This is a genomic window from Gordonia soli NBRC 108243, assembly GCF_000334455.1.
In the GTDB taxonomy this organism is placed as follows: domain Bacteria; phylum Actinomycetota; class Actinomycetes; order Mycobacteriales; family Mycobacteriaceae; genus Gordonia; species Gordonia soli.
This window is the reverse complement of record NZ_BANX01000002.1, coordinates 118,221-135,689: the sequence shown is the minus strand read 5'-3', so window position 1 is coordinate 135,689 and position 17,469 is coordinate 118,221. Positions and strand designations below refer to the sequence as shown.

General features: G+C 69.9%; 16 protein-coding genes. 8 read left to right on the top strand and 8 right to left on the bottom strand.

All coding sequences use genetic code 11. The features are described 5' to 3' along the window. Positions 1-51: 51 nt before the first annotated feature. Positions 52-927 carry a methyltransferase domain-containing protein gene (locus GS4_RS01115; protein ID WP_007616608.1) on the top strand — a complete coding sequence of 292 codons (876 nt, stop codon included), beginning with the start codon at positions 52-54 and terminating at the stop codon, positions 925-927. A gap of 88 nt (positions 928-1,015) precedes the next feature. Here GS4_RS01115 and glgA read toward each other — a convergent pair whose 3' ends face one another. Then, entirely contained in the window at positions 1,016-2,182 is a 1,167-nt protein-coding gene (glgA, locus tag GS4_RS01110) for a glycogen synthase (protein WP_007616607.1), read from the bottom strand. A 182-nt stretch (positions 2,183-2,364) separates the two neighbouring features. On the opposite strand from glgA, the gene glgC reads away from it, so the two are divergent. Next, positions 2,365-3,579 (top strand): glucose-1-phosphate adenylyltransferase, encoded by a 1,215-nt coding sequence (gene glgC / locus GS4_RS01105; RefSeq protein WP_040508953.1) that lies wholly within the window; start codon positions 2,365-2,367, stop codon positions 3,577-3,579. 220 nt (positions 3,580-3,799) lie between these two features. On the opposite strand, the gene GS4_RS01100 is transcribed toward glgC, so the two are convergent. Genes GS4_RS01100 through cofD form a run of 3 tightly spaced genes read right to left on the bottom strand, consistent with a single transcriptional unit; the run spans position 3,800 to position 6,818 of the window. Further along, positions 3,800-4,378, bottom strand: coding sequence for an NUDIX hydrolase (locus GS4_RS01100; RefSeq protein WP_007616603.1), 579 nt, complete (start codon positions 4,376-4,378; stop codon positions 3,800-3,802). Next, positions 4,375-5,781 (bottom strand): coenzyme F420-0:L-glutamate ligase, encoded by a 1,407-nt coding sequence (locus tag GS4_RS01095; protein ID WP_007616600.1) that lies wholly within the window; start codon positions 5,779-5,781, stop codon positions 4,375-4,377. The genes GS4_RS01100 and GS4_RS01095 overlap by 4 nt, the downstream gene beginning before the upstream one ends. Beyond that, a complete protein-coding gene (gene cofD, locus GS4_RS26050; protein WP_040508950.1) occupies positions 5,778-6,818 on the bottom strand; it encodes a 2-phospho-L-lactate transferase in 1,041 nt (346 codons plus the stop codon). Before cofD ends, GS4_RS01095 begins: the two co-directional genes overlap by 4 nt. Before the next feature lie 517 nt (positions 6,819-7,335). Between cofD and GS4_RS26445 the strand changes: the two genes are divergently transcribed. Further along, positions 7,336-7,773, top strand: coding sequence for a WhiB family transcriptional regulator (locus GS4_RS26445; protein WP_007616596.1), 438 nt, complete (start codon positions 7,336-7,338; stop codon positions 7,771-7,773). Positions 7,774-7,990: 217 nt separating this feature from the next. Here the strand turns inward: GS4_RS26445 and GS4_RS01080 are convergent, their stop codons facing one another. Beyond that, the gene (locus tag GS4_RS01080; RefSeq protein WP_040508948.1) at positions 7,991-8,503 is read right to left on the bottom strand and encodes a metallopeptidase family protein; all 513 of its coding nucleotides are present in this window, start codon (positions 8,501-8,503) and stop codon (positions 7,991-7,993) included. A gap of 103 nt (positions 8,504-8,606) precedes the next feature. On the opposite strand from GS4_RS01080, the gene GS4_RS01075 reads away from it, so the two are divergent. From GS4_RS01075 to manA, 3 genes are all read left to right on the top strand, one after another. Then, on the top strand, positions 8,607-9,089 hold the full coding sequence (locus GS4_RS01075; RefSeq protein WP_217997669.1) for a DUF3499 domain-containing protein: 483 nt from the start codon (positions 8,607-8,609) through the stop codon (positions 9,087-9,089). Between the two features lie 173 nt (positions 9,090-9,262). Continuing rightward, positions 9,263-10,378, top strand: coding sequence for a hypothetical protein (locus GS4_RS01070; RefSeq protein WP_007616593.1), 1,116 nt, complete (start codon positions 9,263-9,265; stop codon positions 10,376-10,378). Next, a complete protein-coding gene (manA, locus tag GS4_RS01065) occupies positions 10,378-11,625 on the top strand; it encodes a mannose-6-phosphate isomerase, class I (protein ID WP_040509059.1) in 1,248 nt (415 codons plus the stop codon). Before GS4_RS01070 ends, manA begins: the two co-directional genes overlap by 1 nt. Positions 11,626-11,692: 67 nt before the next feature. Here manA and eccE read toward each other — a convergent pair whose 3' ends face one another. Then, on the bottom strand, positions 11,693-13,510 hold the full coding sequence (gene eccE / locus GS4_RS01060; RefSeq protein ID WP_007616591.1) for a type VII secretion protein EccE: 1,818 nt from the start codon (positions 13,508-13,510) through the stop codon (positions 11,693-11,695). A 240-nt stretch (positions 13,511-13,750) separates the two neighbouring features. Between eccE and eccB the strand changes: the two genes are divergently transcribed. Both eccB and GS4_RS01050 read left to right on the top strand, forming a co-directional pair. Continuing rightward, positions 13,751-15,244, top strand: a complete 1,494-nt coding sequence (gene eccB, locus GS4_RS01055) for a type VII secretion protein EccB (RefSeq protein ID WP_040508944.1) — start codon at positions 13,751-13,753, stop codon at positions 15,242-15,244. Positions 15,245-15,421: 177 nt separating this feature from the next. Then, entirely contained in the window at positions 15,422-16,171 is a 750-nt protein-coding gene (locus GS4_RS01050) for a tyrosine-protein phosphatase (RefSeq protein ID WP_007616589.1), read from the top strand. A 59-nt stretch (positions 16,172-16,230) separates the two neighbouring features. On the opposite strand, the gene GS4_RS01045 is transcribed toward GS4_RS01050, so the two are convergent. Further along, the gene (locus tag GS4_RS01045) at positions 16,231-16,791 is read right to left on the bottom strand and encodes a hypothetical protein (protein WP_007616588.1); all 561 of its coding nucleotides are present in this window, start codon (positions 16,789-16,791) and stop codon (positions 16,231-16,233) included. Between the two features lie 27 nt (positions 16,792-16,818). After that, the gene (locus GS4_RS01040; RefSeq protein ID WP_007616587.1) at positions 16,819-17,445 is read right to left on the bottom strand and encodes a TetR/AcrR family transcriptional regulator; all 627 of its coding nucleotides are present in this window, start codon (positions 17,443-17,445) and stop codon (positions 16,819-16,821) included. Between the last annotated feature and the right edge of the window lie 24 nt (positions 17,446-17,469).

The following is a 17,469-nucleotide window of genomic DNA, read 5'->3' as shown; positions in this document are numbered from 1 at the left end:
GCGACCTCCCACGACGCGCTCGCCGGGGTCGTCGACGCCCTGCGTTGCCCGGTGTGTGCGGACGCGCTCGCGATCGACGGTGGTTCGTTGCGGTGTGAGCGCTCCCATTCTTTCGATGTGGCCCGGCAGGGCTATGTGTCACTGCTGGACGGCCGTGCCGTCCGACTGCGCTCCGACACCGTCGACATGGTGGCTGCGCGTGTGCGCGTCCACGATTCGGGTCTGTTCACCGAGATCGCCGACGCGGTCGCTGATTCCATCGCCACTCTGCCACGCGCCGGCGAGGCCGGTTCGGACGGCCTCGATCTCGCCGGCGTCGACCGCCTCACGATCCTCGACGCGGGCGCCGGGACCGGCGCATACCTGGCCGCCTGCCTCGATCGGTTGAATGGTGAGAGCAACCGGATCGAAGCGCGCGGTGTCGGTGTGGACCTGTCGAAAGCGTGCGCACGGGCGATCGCGCGATCTCATCCGTCCGCGGCGGCCGTGGTCGCCGACATCTGGCGCGCGCTGCCGCTGGCGACCGGATCGGTCGACGCGATCCTCTCGGTGTTCGCTCCACGTAACGTCGACGAGTTCGTCCGGGTGCTCCGACCGGACGGCGTACTCGCGGTGGTCGTCCCCGAGCCCGGCCATCTCGCCGAACTCCGAGCCCCGATGCAGATGCTGGCGATCGGCGACGGCAAACACGATCAACTGACCGACGACCTGGCCTCGGAGTTCGTCGAGGTCGACCATCGCCGCATACGACGTACGTCGTCGGTGACCGCCGATCTGGTGGCCGACCTGGTCGCGATGGGGCCGACGGCTTTTCATCGTGCCCGGCCGGACATCGACAGCGACGCGGCAGAGCTCGTCGCGGCACGCGGCACGACGACGGTGACAGTGGATGTCACCGTCGCGGTCTTCGCGCGTCGCGTGTCGTAGCAAGGCCACTGGAACGAACGGCCGGCGATCGGCGACGGCGGACCGGAGCGGTTCAGCGCCGGGTCGACCCGACGTGGGTGGCGATCGCTCAGTGCAGGGTCGATCTATAGACCGCGAGGGTCTGCTCGGCGATCGACCCCCACGAGAACTCGGCTTCGGCTCGATCGCGTCCGGCCGCTCCCATCGCCGCAGCGGTGGCGGTGTCGGCGACCACGGCGTTGACGGTGTCGGCCAGCGACTCCTCGAATGCGCGCGGCTCCACCGGGTCGTAGGGGACGAGTCGGCCGGTGACCTCGTCACGGACCACCTCGGGGATGCCGCCGACCTCGGATGCGACCACGGCGGTCGAACACGCCATCGCCTCGAGGTTGACGATACCCAGCGGTTCGTACACCGAGGGGCACACGAAGACGGTTGCGGCACTCAAGATCTCGCGGATACGAGGCAACGGGAGCATCTCCCGGATCCAGTACACGCCCGACCGGGCGGCCGACAACTCGTCCACCGCGGCCTCGATCTCGGCACCGATCTCTGGGGTGTCGGGTGCACCCGCGCAGAGCACCAGCTGGATGTCGGGGTCGAATCGGTGGGCGGCCGCGACCAGATGCGCGACCCCTTTCTGCCGGGTGATGCGTCCGACGAAGGCGACGATCGGCCGGTCCGGGTCGACACCGAGAGCGGTGAGGGTCGACTCTCCGGCGAACGGCTCGTCGACCGGATACCACTGGGTGGTGTCGATCCCGTTGCGCACCACGTGGACCCGCTCCGGGTCGAGTCGCGCATAGGTGTTGCACACGTCGGTGCGCATACCCGAACTCACGGCGATGACCGCGTCGGCGTACTCGACGGCGTTGCGTTCCACCCAGCTCGAGACGCGGTAGCCACCGCCGAGCTGCTCGGCCTTCCACGGCCGGGACGGCTCCAGCGAGTGGGCGGTGAGGATGTGCGGGACGCCGTGGAGCTCGGCGGCCAGGTGGCCGGCGAGACCGGTGTACCAGGTGTGCGAGTGGACGATGTCGGCGTCTGCGGCACCGACCGCCATGCGCAGGTCGGCGGACAACGTGGTGATGGCCGCATTTGCGCCGGCGAGTTCGGGATCGGGCGCGTACACGTGTGCTGTCTCGCGGTCGGCGCCCATGCAGTGGACGTCCACCGTCGCGAGGTCCCGCAGGTGCCGGACCAGTTCCGTGACGTGAACTCCGGCACCGCCGTACACCTCGGGCGGATACTCCCGCGTCATCATCGCCACCCGCATGACACCGACGCTATCGACATCGCAACGCCAGCGCCAACGATGCGGTCGAAACACCTTGTCGGTAACTCGCATCGCGGACCGCGGGGAAGCCGTGTCACCGACCGAAGCTGCCGTGCATCGCGAAGTCGGCGACCGCCCGTGTTCGCCTGGCCCCGGTGGGGTCGGGCGGTTAAGTTGGGGGAGTGAGATCGCAGCCGCATGTGCTCGGAATCGTCCTCGCCGGCGGTGAGGGGAAGCGCCTCTACCCGCTGACGATGGACCGGGCGAAACCCGCGGTGCCGTTCGGCGGGGCCTACCGGCTGATCGACTTCGTGCTCTCGAATCTGGTCAACGCCGGCTACGAGCGGATCTGTGTGCTGACGCAGTACAAGTCCCACTCCCTCGACCGGCACATCTCGCAGACCTGGTGGTCGTCGGGCTTCCACGGTGAATACATCACCCCGGTCCCGGCGCAGCAGCGACTCGGGCCGCGCTGGTACACCGGCAGTGCGGATGCGATCTTCCAGTCGATGAACCTGATCGACGACGAACAGCCCGAGTACATCGTCGTCTTCGGTGCCGACCACGTCTACCGTATGGACCCGTCGCAGATGGTCGCCGCACATGTCGAGTCCGGCGCCGACGTCACCGTCGCGGGCATCCGGGTCCCGCGTGCCGAGGCCACCGCCTTCGGCTGCATCGATGCCGACGAGTCGGGTCGGATCACCCGCTTCCTCGAGAAGCCCGCCGACCCGCCCGGTACGCCTGACGACCCCGACTCCACCTTCGCCTCGATGGGCAACTACGTCTTCACCACCCAGGCCCTCATCGATTCGCTGCGTGCCGACGCCGCGGACTCCGACTCCGATCACGACATGGGGGGCGACATCATCCCCGACTTCGTCCGTCGGGACCGCGCCTTCGTCTACGACTTCAAAGACAACGAGGTCCCCGGCGCCACCGAGCGCGACAAGGGCTACTGGCGCGATGTCGGGACCCTGGACGCCTTCTACGACGCGCATATGGATCTGGTGTCGGTGCACCCGGTGTTCAACCTCTACAACCGCCGCTGGCCGATCCGCGGTGAGTCGCTGAATCTGCCGCCCGCCAAGTTCGTGCAGGGTGGCTCCGCTCAGGACTCGGTCGTCGGGTCCGGCTGCATCATCTCCGCCGCGACCGTCACCGACTCGGTGCTCTCGTCCGACGTCGTGGTCGAGGACGGCGCGGTCGTCGAGGGGAGCGTGCTGATGCCCGGCGTGCGCATCGGCAAGGGCGCAGTTGTGCGTCGCGCGATCCTCGACAAGAACGTCGTGGTCGGCGAGGGCGAGCAGATCGGCGTGGACATCGAGTCCGACCGTGAGCGCTTCTCCATCAGCGCCGGCGGCGTCGTGACCGTCGGGAAGAACCAGCGGATCTGATCGGGTCGACGTAGGTCGGTAGCCGGTTATTTGCGGGCTGTTCCGCCGTGCCGCCCGGGTTTTTGGCACGTGAGCGGGGGCGGTGTGGATTGCGCACGGTGCGGGCCGCTGAGGTGTCAAGAATCCGAATATCGGCGGTCCGGAAACGAGAAATCCGACAACCGGAGCGTCGACAGCCCGTCCCGACCCGACCTCCGGAACCCGACAGTCGAACCGGGTGTCAGTCCTGCGCCGTCACGGCAGCCAGACCGAGCCGGATCAGGTCCGGTATGCCAGGCAGTTCGGTGTTCTCGGGCAGGTCGTCGATCGGCCACCAGGCGAGGTCGACTGACTCGTCGCTGCGCCGGATGTCCGGCAGCGCACCGTCGTCGGATGCCTGGGCGACGGCCGCGAACCGCACGTCGAGATGCCGGGTCGGTACGCCGAGCGAGCAGGTGATCGGATGGGTGTGCAGATGCACGATGCCCGACCCGAGCGCGAGATCGTCGATCCCCGACTCCTCGCGGGCCTCGCGCAGTGCCGCATCGGCGATGGTGTCGTCCGACTCCTCGCAATGCCCGCCCAGCTGGATCCAGCGCCCGACCCGAGGATGCAGGGTCAGCAGCACATGGGTACCGGTCGCATCGAAGACGATGGTCGATGCCGTGAGGTGTCCGGGGACGTTCGCCCGCAGACACGCCTCCGGAGCGGCGTCGACGAACGCCAGATAGGTGTGGCGGAGTGAATCCTGCTCGGGGTCGGGCGGATTCCACCCGGTGAGTGCCTGCCGGGACGACTCGCGCAGCGTCGCGGTGCTCACAGCTCGACCACCAGTCCCGCCGTCGATGCCGAGTCCCGGAGGCCGGCACCGTCCGCGGCGTACCCGACCGCGATCCCGCCGAGCGGCTCCCACTGGTCGTCGAGGTCCAGCACGGCACGCGTGGTCTCCGGCGCGAAGATGGTCGATCCGATCCAACAGCTACCGATCCCGCGGACCGACAGCGCCACCAGCAGGGCGTTCACCGCGCCACCAGCAGCCACGGTGAACATGGTGTGCTCGTGGACCGACCGGCCCGGATCCGGGTAGTCGTGCGCCCCGTCGGCGACCAGGAACGGGATCACCAATTCCGGTGCGTCGTAAAGGATTCGTCCGCGGGCGACGCGCTTCTCGATGGACTCGGGGGTCTTGCCGTCGTTCGCGAGCTCGGCGCGCCAACGTGCGCCCATCGCATCGAGTAACGCTTTTCGGCGCTCACCGGACCGCACCCACACGAACCGGACCGGATGGGTGTGGTGGGGCGCAGGTGCGGTGAGCGCATCGGCGAAGGCCGCCTGCAGATCGGCCGGATCCACCGGGGTGTCGGCGAAGCTGCGCACCGACCGCCGGGTGAGCAGCGCTTCCCGACGGCCCTGCGCGAGAGCCTCCTCCGTCCCGAGACGGAACAGATCCTCGTCGGCGGGTCGCACGAGGTCACTCGCCCGACTGCCGTCGTCGGTGGGTGTCAGGCCGCGTACGACCGCCACCGGGACCCCGTCCAGCTTGCCCTTCACCAGATCGGCTGCGCCGGCGATCTCGTCGGCGACGGCGATGTCGGTGACGACGAGCCGGTTGCCGTACGAGTCGGTGGTGCCGTCGTACGGATGGGTGACCGCGATGCCCGACGAGCCGATGGCGACGTCGGTCTGGCCCGTCCGCCAGGCTCGTCCCATCGTGTCGGTGACGACGACCGCGACGTCGAGGCCGAATCGGGCGAGCAACTCCTGGCGCAGCCGAGCGGCGGAGGCGTCGGGGTCGAGCGGCAGCAGCGCCAACCGATCTGTGGCGACATTTGATCCGTCCACCCCCGCGGCGGCCTGCACCAGACCGTTGCGGTTCTCGGTGATCAGCGTCCGGTTCTTGCGGGCGAGCACCCGCACCGACTCCGCCGCGACCAGCCGGCGGCGCAGGGCGTCGCGCTCGTCGGGATCGAGCGGCGCATCGACCATCCGTCCCTCGGTCTTGGAGAAGATCTTGCTGGTGACCACCAGCACATCTCGATCGACGAGCCAGGGTGCGGCACCGACGATCTCGGCCGCGATGTCGGTGCCGTCGGTGAACTCGCCGAGCCCGATCACCGGACGGATCTCGATCCCTTCCGGGGCCCGATGGTCGGCGCCCGGACGACCGTCATCTGTACGACCTACCAGTTGGACAGTCTCATCGGGAAGCTCGGCCGATGTCATCGGGTCGGCTCCGGCGGCGTGATGCCTGCGACCGCGAACGCGTCGCGGACCATCTGCGCGGTCGTCGCCGGATCGCTCATCAACAGCGGCACCGACGCCACACGGACCCCCTCGATCGCGGCCTGGTCGCCGTCCGCGATCAGCCAGCCGTCGAGGATGCCGTTGCCCGACCGCGCACCGTAGTGCGCGCCGATGGCCTCCGCCGTGGTCTCGACGCCGAGCACCGACAGGCATTCGTCGGCCATGCCCCGCAGCGGGCGGTTGTCTATCACCGGCGACACCCCGACCACCGGTGCCGACGTGGTGCGCAGCGCGGCGCGGATGCCGGGCACGCTGATGATCGCGCCGATGCTGACCACCGGATTGCTCGGGGCCAGCAGCACGATGTCGGCCTCGGCGATGGCCTCGGCGACACCGGGTGCGGCGGCGGCATCGTCGGAACCCACCTGAGCGAACCCGAACGTCTCGATCTGTGCGCGATGCCGCACCCACCACTCCTGGAAGTGGATGGCGACCCGCTCACCGGGTTCGCCGCCGGGACGCGCCACGACGACGTGAGTCTCGTGCCGGTCGTCGGTGGCGGGCAGCAACCGCACGCCCGGCTGCCATCGCCGACACAGCGCTGCCGTGACATCCGAGAGCCGGTAACCGGCGTCGAGCATCTGGGTCCGGATGAGGTGGGTGGCCAGGTCCCGATCACCGAGTCCGAACCAGTCCGGGTCGGCGCCGTAGGCCGCGAGTTCTTCCTTGGCATGCCAGGTCTCGCCCGTCCGGCCCCAACCACGCTCGGTGTCGATACCACCGCCGAGCGTGTACATGCAGGTGTCGAGGTCGGGACAGATGCGGACGCCGTGCATCCAGGCGTCGTCGCCGACGTTCACGATCGCCGTGATCTGATGCCCGGAACCGGACGCCGCGGGGGTGGCCCCGTCGGAGTCCTCGACGGGGGGTGGAAACGGCGTGGGGCCGAGCAGTTCTCGGACGCCGGAGAGGAATCGGGCGCCGCCGACACCGCCGACGAGTACGGTCACCTTCACGGGACTCACTCTAGTGATGTCCGATAAGCGTCCGCGGCGATGCCCCGAGGCGGTCGAGAACGGCTGTCGGGGCCGCGTCTGTCCAGGTCCTCTCGCGATCTCTGCAGGGCGGAGCCGCTGAGCCGAGGTCGGCGTCGTCTCGCACCCGGATCCGGTCGGTACCATCGGTGCCTGATCGGGGGGAGGGAATCGACCATGTGTGACTTTGTCCGCGGCCGACTCTCATGCTCGTGTCGAGACGACGAGTTGTCGGAGAGTGGTGGTATTAAGGAATCTTTCGCTTTAACTTGACCGCAGTGGTCGTCCCCGTGTGTAATCACAACAGTGTCATTCCGGGTTTGATATCGAGAACCACTGGAGCGCAAGGTTTTCGATCATTTGTTCGAATCCGGTGGGTGGAGCGCCCGGACACGATGAGGATCGACCAGCGGTGTGGGCAGCAGTGGCGGGAGCGGCGCGTGAGCCGTCGACCCGATGAACGGACACGACCAATTCTTCAGATGAGGAGGCGCCGACGATGGCTCTGGACAACCCGATCGGCAATCCTTATGGACCCCGTGATCTCCCAGGACCAGTGAACCTACCCGACCCCGTGCGCAATCGCCTTGAGGTACTTGGCGATTCGCCGTTCGGCGGTCCCTATCCGGCCGAGCCGCACGAGGCTCCGGCCTCGAATGCGGCGCGCGGCCACCTGTCCCTGGTGCCCGACGGTTTCGACGAACTCTTCGATGCCGTCGAGGATCAATGGCAGGACCGGGCCCTGTGTGCGCAGACCGACCCCGAGGCGTTCTTCCCCGAGAAGGGGGGGTCGACCCGGGAGGCCAAGCGCATCTGCCAGGGCTGCGAGGTGAAGGGCGAATGCCTCGAGTACGCCCTGCACAACGACGAGCGATTCGGCATCTGGGGCGGACTCTCCGAGCGGGAGCGTCGTCGCCTCAAGCGCGGCATCATCTGATCACCGCGACCGCACCCGGTCGAGGAGATCAGATGTCGGCGTCCCGGGCCACCCGGCCGCCGAGTGCCGTCGTCCGCACCCACATGTGTGCGCTCGCAGACGCTCGTGACACTCGACCGCCGCGGCTGCGTGGGGTCGTTGCACCCGCGTCGATGCCCTCGGTGGTCGGTGCCTTCGATGGTCGGTGCCCTCGCATCGCCCGGTAGCCGTGCGGTGGTCACTCCGGGCCGCGGTCGACCGTGTCCTCGTCGACACCGAGATGCGTCGCGACCTGCTGGACCAACACCTCGTGCACGAGTTCGAGCAGGTCGGCCCCGCGGCGGGCGCGACTCTCCAGCGGTCGCCGGAATAGGATGATCTGAGCCCGGGTCGGTGCGCCTCGGACGTCGACGCCGGCCGGGATCAATCGTGCGAGCGGCACCGCCCCATCGGCCGTCACCTCCTCCGGCCACTGGATCGAGTCCGGATCGCGGGGCAGCACCCGCGGGATCTCGTCGACCGCGATGTCCAGTCCGGCGAGTTCATCGTGCCAGCGGGTGTCGATCTCCGCGAAGGCCTCGAGCGCCACCGCGTCGAAGGCGTCCGACCGGCTCCGGTGGGCAGGCACGACCTGCGGGAGCAGCGGTGATCGCAGACCTCGACCCCGACGATCACGCACCCCGGGGGAGCCGACCCGATTGACTCCCTGGCGGACAGGGCGACGGGTGGGTCCGGGCGGGTCGTGACGCATGGCGAGAGTCTAGGCAACCCGACCTGCTCCTGTCGCGTCTGGCGGGGCGCTGTGCGAGCGTGTCGCCGACATGGCGGACGCGGCGCGCGATAACCTCGTGTGCGTGAAGCTCCCCCGACAGTGCTGCAGACCCGGCTGCGCCCGTTCCGCGGTGGCGACGCTCACCTTCGTCTATGCGGAGTCCACGGCGGTGATCGGTCCGTTGGCCACCACCGACGAGCCGCATTCCTGGGATCTCTGCGATGAACACGCCCGCCGCATCACCGTGCCGCGCGGGTGGGAGATGCTGCGCAGCGAGTCCGGTTTCTCGGCGCCGGTGGCCGAGGACTACGAGCTGACCGCACTCGCCGAGGCCGTGCGTGAGGCAGGAGCTGTCGTCGGGGGTGGCCGCGAGCGGTACGTCGCCGATTCGTTCGACGATCTCGATGACCTGCCGCCCGGCCGACATCGCGCAGGCGCGCCTGCCGGACGTTTCACCGACCGGCCGTCCGGGGCAGACGACTCGTCCCGACATCGCTCGACACCGGTGAAACCGCGCCCGGGGCGCCGCGGCCATCTCCGCGTCCTGCCCGACCCGGTCGACTGAGCGTCGCCGGAGCCGGTGTAGATCGGGCGTCTCCTACACAGGCTTGATCGGGCGTCTCCGACGCCGGGCCGATCGGGCGTCTCCGACGCCGGGCAGCCGACTTGGTCGTCCGAACGGGTTCATCGACGGATCCCTCCACTCCGGGAGGCCAGTTCGTGGTTACTGTAGATGTCATGCGTACGGGAGCACCTGACCTCGACGACGTCGAGGAGCTGATCGCGGCCGACGTCGAAGGTCTGCTGCAGTCCGTCGCCCTCGCCGGGGCGCAGGTGCGATCGGTGTCCGAGGCGCAGCGGGAGGGCGTGCTGGAACCGCTCGCGGGGCTGCGGCCGCGCAGCGTGGTCGTGGTGACCGGAGCCGGTGCGATCGCCCGGGACGCCGTCGACCTCGTCGTCGCGACCGTGGCAGCGCGGGTGGACGTCCCCATCGTGACCGCTCCGACACTGCCGGGCTGGATCGGGCCCCTCGACGTGGTCGTCCTCGCCGGCGACGACGCAGGCGATCGGGCGCTGGCCGACGCAGGTGCGCGCGCCGGACGTCGCCGCGCCGAGATCGTCATCCTCGCACCGCTCGAGGGTCCGCTACGAGAAGCGCTCGGCGGCAACGGGATCGATCTGTCGCCGCGCGTCGGCGTCGACCCGCGGTTCCGCTTCGCCGGGCACGTCGTCGCCCTGCTCGCGGTCTTCGTGGCGCTCTCCGAGGTCCGGTTCACCGGGTCGGCCCCGGCGATCGCCGACATCGCCGAGACGCTCGATGCCGAGGCGGCGACCAATCATCCTTCGGCAGAGAGCTTCCGGAACCGGGCCAAATTGCTGGCCGCTCGTCTCGATGACCGCCCCGTGGTGTGGACCGGTGACACGCCCGCCTCGGACGCGGCCGCGCGTCGCGCCGCCCGTGCCGTCCTGGCGATCGGTGGGATCGTCAGCGCGGCAGCCGAACCCGCCGATGTCGGCCGACTGGTTGCCGAGGCCGCACGGCGATCCGGCTCGTCGACCGCCGACTCCATCTTCTACGACCCCGAGATCGACGGTCCGCCGCCGTCCCCGGCACCGCGGGTACTCGTGATGAGCACCCCGGCCCGCGAGTGGACCACTCGCCGACGTCTTCTGGGACTGGGGGAGATCGAGGTGATCACCGGCGCGGAGGCCGACGAAGTGAGCTCGCCCGCCCCGATCGGACCGGACGAGTCGGTGACGGACACACCCGCCGACCTCTCCGCGTACCTGGTGTCGTTGCTCCGCATCGAGATGGCGGCCGTCTACCTCCGGCTGGTCGGGTACGAGTCGTGATCCGGACGTTGGAGGGCATCGTCCGGCCCTACGCGTGGGGTTCGCGGACGGCGATCGCCTCGCTGCGCGGACTGCCGGTTCCGTCCCCGCACCCCGAGGCCGAACTCTGGTTCGGTGCACATCCGGCGGGTCCCGCCGCCTGCGTGGCGCCCATCGGTGCCGCAGGGGTCGACCTGTTACACGCCATCGACGCCGATCCGGTGGGCGCGCTGGGGATCTCGACGGTGGCGAGCTTCGGTGAGCGGCTGCCCTTCCTGCTGAAGATCCTGGCGGCAGACGAACCGCTGTCGCTGCAAGCCCATCCGAGTCCGGAGCAGGCGCGCGATGGATTCGAGCGGGAGAACCGGGCCGGACTGCCGATCGACTCGCCCGTCCGCAACTACCGGGACCCGTGGCACAAACCCGAACTCATCGTGGCGCTGACCGAGTTCGATGCATTGGCCGGTTTTCGGGAACCGACGGAGACGGTCGACCTTCTCCGGGCCCTGCAGGTACCGGACCTCGACCCCTACCTCGGGATGTTGGCCGGACAGCCCGACTCCGAGGGCCTGCGCGCCTTGTTCACCACCTGGCTGACCCTCCCGGAGGCGATCCTGGCGTCGCTCGTCCCGGCGGTCTTGGCCGGCGCGGTGGACCTCCTCGCGGCAGGCGGTCGATGGGGGCCGGAACTGCAGACAGTCTGCGAGCTGGGCGAGGCCTACCCGCTCGACCCGGGGGTGCTCGCGTCACTGCTGCTGAACCGGGTCCGACTCCAGCCCGGCGAAGGTCTGTACCTCCCGGCAGGCAACCTGCATGCCTATCTGCGGGGCAGTGGCGTGGAGATCATGGCCAACTCCGACAACGTGTTACGTGGCGGTCTGACGCCCAAGCACATCGACGTCGGCGAGCTGCTGCGCGTGCTCGACTTCACGCCCGTGCCCACCACGGAGCTGACCCCGGCGATCCGGACCGTCGGCGCCGAACGGATCTACCTGACCGCGGCACCGGAGTTCCGGCTGTCGCGGGTGGAACTCGACGGCACCGGACTGCGGCACGCGTCGTCGATCTCCTTCGACATGCCCGGACCTCAGATCCTGGCGGTCCTCAACGGTTCGGTCGAGATCCGAGCCGGAGTCGGAGAACCGATGGCGATCCGCGCCGGACAGGCCGGCTGGCTGGGGGACGACGACCCCGACGTCGTCGTGCGGGCCACGTCCTCGCGCGCCGTGCTGTTCCGCGCGCTGGTTCCACAGCGCCCCGCGACCTGATCCGCACCTACTGATCTGCCCGGCCTGATCCGGACCCGACGTCGGTCGGCGGCTCTCGGCCGGATGATCAGTACGTACTCGGTGTGAGCGTCCGACCGGACGGCACCGGTCCCGGCTCGGGCGGCCCGCCGATGAACCCCCATTCGTCAGGGGTGGCGACCATGGTCACCTGTGCTCGTTCGCCCGCGGTGACGATCGAGATGTCCTGGGGCGAGCGAGGATTCTGTCGGATGATGATGGCCGCGTCGTCGACCACCTCGGTCACGCGTGGATCCCCGGCCGGCAGCACGGTGATGTGGGTGGTCGACGGTTCCGGCGGCGGACCGGAGAGCCCGTCGAACACCAGCACCCGGTAGCCGCCCCGTTGGTCGGCACGGTCGGTCGCCAAGGCCAGTGAGCGCAGGTCACCGATGGCCGAGACGAGATGGCGCCAGTGGTCGGGTCGGTGGGTGTGCACGGTGACCGCGGCCCCGATGGCGACCGCGCGGAGCGTCAGCTGGCCGACGAGTTCGATGTCGGCTGCGACGGCCACCGAGTCGACGCCGGCCCCGATCAGCGGCGCCGACACCGCGCGCCCGGCGTGGTCGGCGCCGATCAGCTGGCCGCAGCCACCTGCCGGGAGGGTGATCTGTTCGACGAGTGCGGTGGCCTCGTCACCGACCGCGACCGGTAGTCGCCGGTCCAGGCGGGTGGGCGCGGAAATCGGCAGACTCGCGGCGACGGCGTCGAACTGACGTCCGTCGAGCAGGGTGAGGCCCGGCGGCAGGGTGCCCACGGTGCGTCCGGCGTCGGGCAGTTCGCCGTAGCGGACGAGGCCACCGACCTCGAGTCGGCCGTCCGGGTCGTGCCGCAGCCGGACGGTGACCGTCGTCGACAACGCGGTGTTGACCCACACGGTGCGCAGCACCTCGGCGAGCGCGTGCGGCTCGATCGCGGCGCTCCGCATCCGAAGCGGTCCTGCGGTGACCTGATCCCAGGACTCGTCGAGGTCGTCGGTCCCGGCACCGTCGATCAACTGCGCGGTCAGAGCGGTCATCTCCGCCGCCGACACGGGAGTCGCCGCGAGGCCGTGCTCGGCCAGACGCCGTGCGACCCGGCGGGTGGTGATGGTCGCGGTCCGTAGCGCCCCGGTCGCGCCTCCGCCGCGCCGCGCGACGGCGTCGGCACAGTCGAGGGGGCGGAGACGGAGGACCACGTAGACAGACCGATGCGCGGTCGCGGCGAGAGGCCCGAGGGTGCGGTGGTAGGTCTGCGCCGCCGCCCCGGTACCCCAGGTGCGGATGCCGTGGCTGACGACCTCTATGGAGCTCAGCTCGATGTCGAAGGGATTGATCGACGACGCGAGGACGTCGAGGGGGATGACCTGACCGCTCGGGTCGGTGACCGTGCCGCCTGACGGGGTGAGATAGGTGAGCGCGGGCGTGCCCGGGGAGACCCGCAGCACGGTGACCAGGGTGTCGCCCGCCCACCGGGCACCGATCATGGTGGCGCCGGCACCGGCGAGAGCGGCCCCGCGGTTCTCCGACCCCGACACCGGGATGTCGAACGGGGCGGGGGCCAGGTCACGCGATCCTCGACGCGACCGTGCCCATGCGAACCCGAGTCGCTGGCCGAGTCGATTCGCCGGCGACGGACCGCTACCGAACCGGAGCAGCGCGACCGTGGCGACGAGTGCCACCGCGAGTGCGGGCCAGCCGATCGGGGCACCCCAGATCGTGGCGGCGACCAGGGCGAGCGCGAGGATCACCTCGATCAGTACCAGCGTCGACAGCGGCAGCCGGGAGCGTCTGTTCGTCGTCGGGGGTGGTTCGGGTGCCGTCGGTGGATCCCCCTGACGTCCGCCGGGATGACCGAGGTCGGCGGCACCGATGGGCCGATGCGCCATGGAGGTGCGCCGTCGCCCGACTCGCGCTCCCGCGCGCTGTGCTCCCGTTCTCGCCACGCTGCCCCCTCACTGACCGGCACGAGCCGTCCCGGTGTCCGCCACCGACCGTCCCACGAACCGGCGCGAACACTGTCCCCGACGCCGGGACCCGCAGGTCACGGCACTATGCAGTATCCGATACGCTACTACGGCGTCGGGGGCAGGTCCTCCGCGCGTACCGACGCCTCGGGGGAGGGGACGATGGCCCGGCAACTCACGACCAAGGCACAGGTCAACGGCTACCGTTTCCTGCTCCGTCGTCTCGAACACGCCCTGGTGCGCCGAGACGTCCGGATGCTGCACGATCCCATGCGTTCCCAGTTGCGGGCACTGTTGGTCGGTTCCGTTCTGGGGCTCCTCGTACTGGGTGGCTGCGGGATCTACGGGCTCGTCAAACCACAGGGTTCGGTGGGCAACGCGTCGATCGTCGTGAGCAAGAACGGCGGCGGCACATATGTACTCGTCGACGGAACCCTGCATCCCGTCCTCAACCTGGCATCGGCGCGCCTCATCACGGGTAAGGCCGAATCGCCGACATCTGTCTCGGACGGCAAGTTGGCGGCCTACCCGCGCGGGTCACTGCTCGGCATCCCGGGCGCACCCTCGGGACTGCCCGGGTCGGCGCATGCCGGTACCTCGGTCTGGTCGGTCTGCGACACCTCGACCGTGTCACCCGATGTCGCGGGTGAGTCGGTCGAACTCAGCGTGATCGGCGCGGCGCCGACCCTGGGCGGCGGTATCGACACACCGGCCCCGGATCAGGCGGTCTACGTGAGCGCGGGCGACACCCCGTACCTGGTCTACACCGTCACCCGCGACGATCGGCCGGTCGCGGTCCGCGCGCCCGTCGACACCCAGAGCGTCGCGGTGATGCGCGGTCTCGGACTGGAGGGCGTGACCCCGCGCGCCATCAGCGCCGGCCTGCTCAACACGATCCCGGAGGTCGAGCCGATTCGCGTGCCGACCATCGACCGCCGAGGTGCCCGTGCGTCGTCGCCGATTCCGGATGCGACAGTCGGCTCCGTCGTCAAGACCGTCGACGTCAACGACGCCGTCGCCTACCACGTGGTGCTCGCGGACGGTGTGCAGCCGATCAGCGAGGTCACCGCCGAGATTTTGCGACTGGCCGATCGCGACGGCAGCGCCCCGGTCCGTAACGTGCCGCCGGGCGCGGTGGCCGCGGCACCCACCGTCGAGCGACTCCCGGTCGGCGAGTTCCCGGTCCGCAAGCCACGCACCGTCGATGCCACCACCGCGCCCGTCATCTGTCAGACCTGGTCGCGCGGGGCCGACGATCCCCGGGCCACCACCTCGCTGGCCATGGGACGGGTCCTGCCGTTGCCCGAGTCGGCGCGTCCGGTGCAGGTGACGTCCGCCGATGGGGACGGGCCGGGGGTCGACCAGGTCTACCTGCCGCCGGGCAGTGGCGAGTACGTCCAGGTGACCGGTTCCGAACCGGACAGTCCCCGGGCCGAATCACGTTTCTACGTGTCCGATCTCGGGCTCCGCTTCGGTATCCCGGACGAGGCGACCGCGGCGACCCTCGGGGTGGGGGAGAAGCCCGCCAGGGCGCCGTGGTCGGTGATCTCGTTGCTGGCGCCCGGCCCGACACTCTCGCGGACCGCGGCACTGGTGGCCCACGACGGCATCGGCGCCGATGACGAGGGGCGTGCGGTGTCGGCCCCGTCGAACTGACCAGGCCCAGATCGAGTCGACGCGCACGGCTCGACAGTTCAACCGGCGGTCACCACCTCGTCGACGTCCCGCCACCGGAGGATTTGTAGTCTCGAAAGACTGCTCGTGCGGCCCCGGATCGGCAGAAGGTGATCTGCGTCGGCCGCGCGATGATCGCCGAGCCTGGAGGTCCGCGAAGTGAGTGCGCCCGAGTCGACCGACCGTTCCGATCGCCGTGTCGACGAGCCAGATGTCACCGTCGGACTGGTGAATGTGCGTGACCTGGGCGGACTCCCGACAGCCGACGGCGGACGCACCCGCTCACGCACACTGTTCCGCAGTGATGCGCCGTACGAGGGGGACCTCGACCCCGCCGACCTCGACGGGTGGCCGCCGGCCACGGTCATCGACCTCCGTGGGGGTCGGGAGTCGCAGTCGTTCCCACGCCGGTGGTCGGGGCCCGTGCAGGTGATCAACCATCAGCTCTACGACCGCGCCCAGGTCGGCGCCGTACCGGTGACCCGTCCGCTCGACGACCTCTATCGATCGATCCTGCGTGAGGTGCCGGAGCGGGTCGCCGGTGCGTTGTCGCTGTTTGACCCGAACGGTGCGACGTTGGTCCACTGCGCGGCGGGCAAGGATCGGACCGGCATCGTCATCGCGATCGCGCTCACCCTCGCGGGCGTCGACGCCGACACCGTGATCGACGACTACCAGCGAACGGGTCCGGCGGTCGAGCACATCGTCGCGCGCCTGCAGCAGCGCTCACTCATCGCGGCTGACCTCGCCCTTGATGTACCCGTGCTCGGGACTCCCCGCGCCGCAATCGAACTGGTGCTGGACGTCGTGACCGGCGCATCGGGCGGGGCGTGGGGCTGGCTGGAACATCACGGTGGCGACGTCCCCGCGGTGCGTGGCTGGGTGGACGGCTTCGTCGAGCGAACCTGAGCCGAGCACACCCGAGCGCGCCGGGAGCCGACGACCGGCCGGCTCAGGCGGCCGTCGGGTCAGCGATGCAGCGTCGGTTCGATGGCGAGCTCGAAGCCCGGGGTGTGGATCCGGATCGGGGTGAGGCGCTGTGCACGGAGCGTGCCGGGGGTGGCATCGGGGCCGCCGAACCGGCAGTGGCCGTTCGGATTGACCACCAGAGTCCGATCACCGTCGGGCAGCGTGGCGCGCGCGGCGCCGCGCAGTTCGATCGCAGTGCGTGGCGGGACGGGTACCGCGGCGTGTACCCAGGGCGCCAGATAGGGATGCGCGGTGACGGTCGTGGTCGTCCCCGTCGACCGGATCTTCGGACGTGGCACCTGTACCGGCGAGTAGTCCGGGGTGGTCACGGGATCGGTGACCCCGACCCCGTTGGCCGGCTGGGAGTAGTCGGGACGCAGGGTCTCGGCGTGGGTGCCGCCCGCCCCGAGCGCGGCCGCACCCGTTGCGAGAGCGGCACCGATCGTGGCGATCGCACAGCGTGTCGACCAAGTCGGTGTGGTCGACCTCCGGGAGCGGAGTCCTCTGAGCATGTACCGATGCTCGGCGTTGCGCAGCCCGTGCACCAGCCTTTGGTGCACGGTGAATCCGGGCCGGGCGGAGGGGGTTCAGTCGTCGGCGCGACCGGCGACCAGCGTGGTGACCGTCCGCTCCCACTGCTCACCGATGGTCTGCACGTCGAGTCCCACGACGTGGAGCAGATGCTCGACCGCGGTCGCTTCCAGTGGTGCCTGGACGGCCACCACCATGACGTCGAGTCGAGGTCCGAACCCCAATTGGGTCAGCAGGATTCGCACATGCTGGGCCGCTGCCATGGCGACCGGGTGCCGCATGTGCTGACCGGTGGCGCCCGCCTCGAGCAGGATGTCGAGGTGATCGGCGGTGAGCTTCAGCCGCGCGCGACCATAGGCGAGCAGACGGTCGAGTGGTGGAGCCCCGGGTCCCAGGGGCTCGGGACCGAAGAGGTATGCCTGTTGGATCTCGGACTCGGTGTGGTCGAGGAGGGCGATCATCAGCCCGGTACGACTGCCGAATCGACGGAAGACGGTGCCCTTGCCGACGCCTGCCTCACGGGCGACCGCGTCCATCGTGACGGCGGCCGCACCCTGGGTGTCGATCAGCCGCTTGGCAGCTGCGAGCAGCAGCCTGCGATTTCGTGCTGCGTCTGCTCGCTCGCCGTCCGGGTTCGCGGGCAGGTGCAGTGGGATCCGGGTCCCCTCCTGGCCGTTCGACACGTGATGAGCGTAACGCTTGACCCC

Bases quoted from the DNA above. Each gene is read 5' to 3' on its own strand.
- glgA (WP_007616607.1), bottom strand. From the start codon at position 2,182: ATGCGGGTGGCGATGATGACGCGGGAGTATCCGCCCGAGGTGTACGGC.
- GS4_RS26445 (WP_007616596.1), top strand. From the start codon at position 7,336: ATGGCTCTGGACAACCCGATCGGCAATCCTTATGGACCCCGTGATCTC.
- GS4_RS01095 (WP_007616600.1), bottom strand. From the start codon at position 5,781: ATGACATCGGCCGAGCTTCCCGATGAGACTGTCCAACTGGTAGGTCGT.
- GS4_RS01070 (WP_007616593.1), top strand. From the start codon at position 9,263: ATGCGTACGGGAGCACCTGACCTCGACGACGTCGAGGAGCTGATCGCG.
- GS4_RS01080 (WP_040508948.1), bottom strand. From the start codon at position 8,503: ATGCGTCACGACCCGCCCGGACCCACCCGTCGCCCTGTCCGCCAGGGA.
- eccE (WP_007616591.1), bottom strand. From the start codon at position 13,510: ATGGCGCATCGGCCCATCGGTGCCGCCGACCTCGGTCATCCCGGCGGA.
- eccB (WP_040508944.1), top strand. From the start codon at position 13,751: ATGGCCCGGCAACTCACGACCAAGGCACAGGTCAACGGCTACCGTTTC.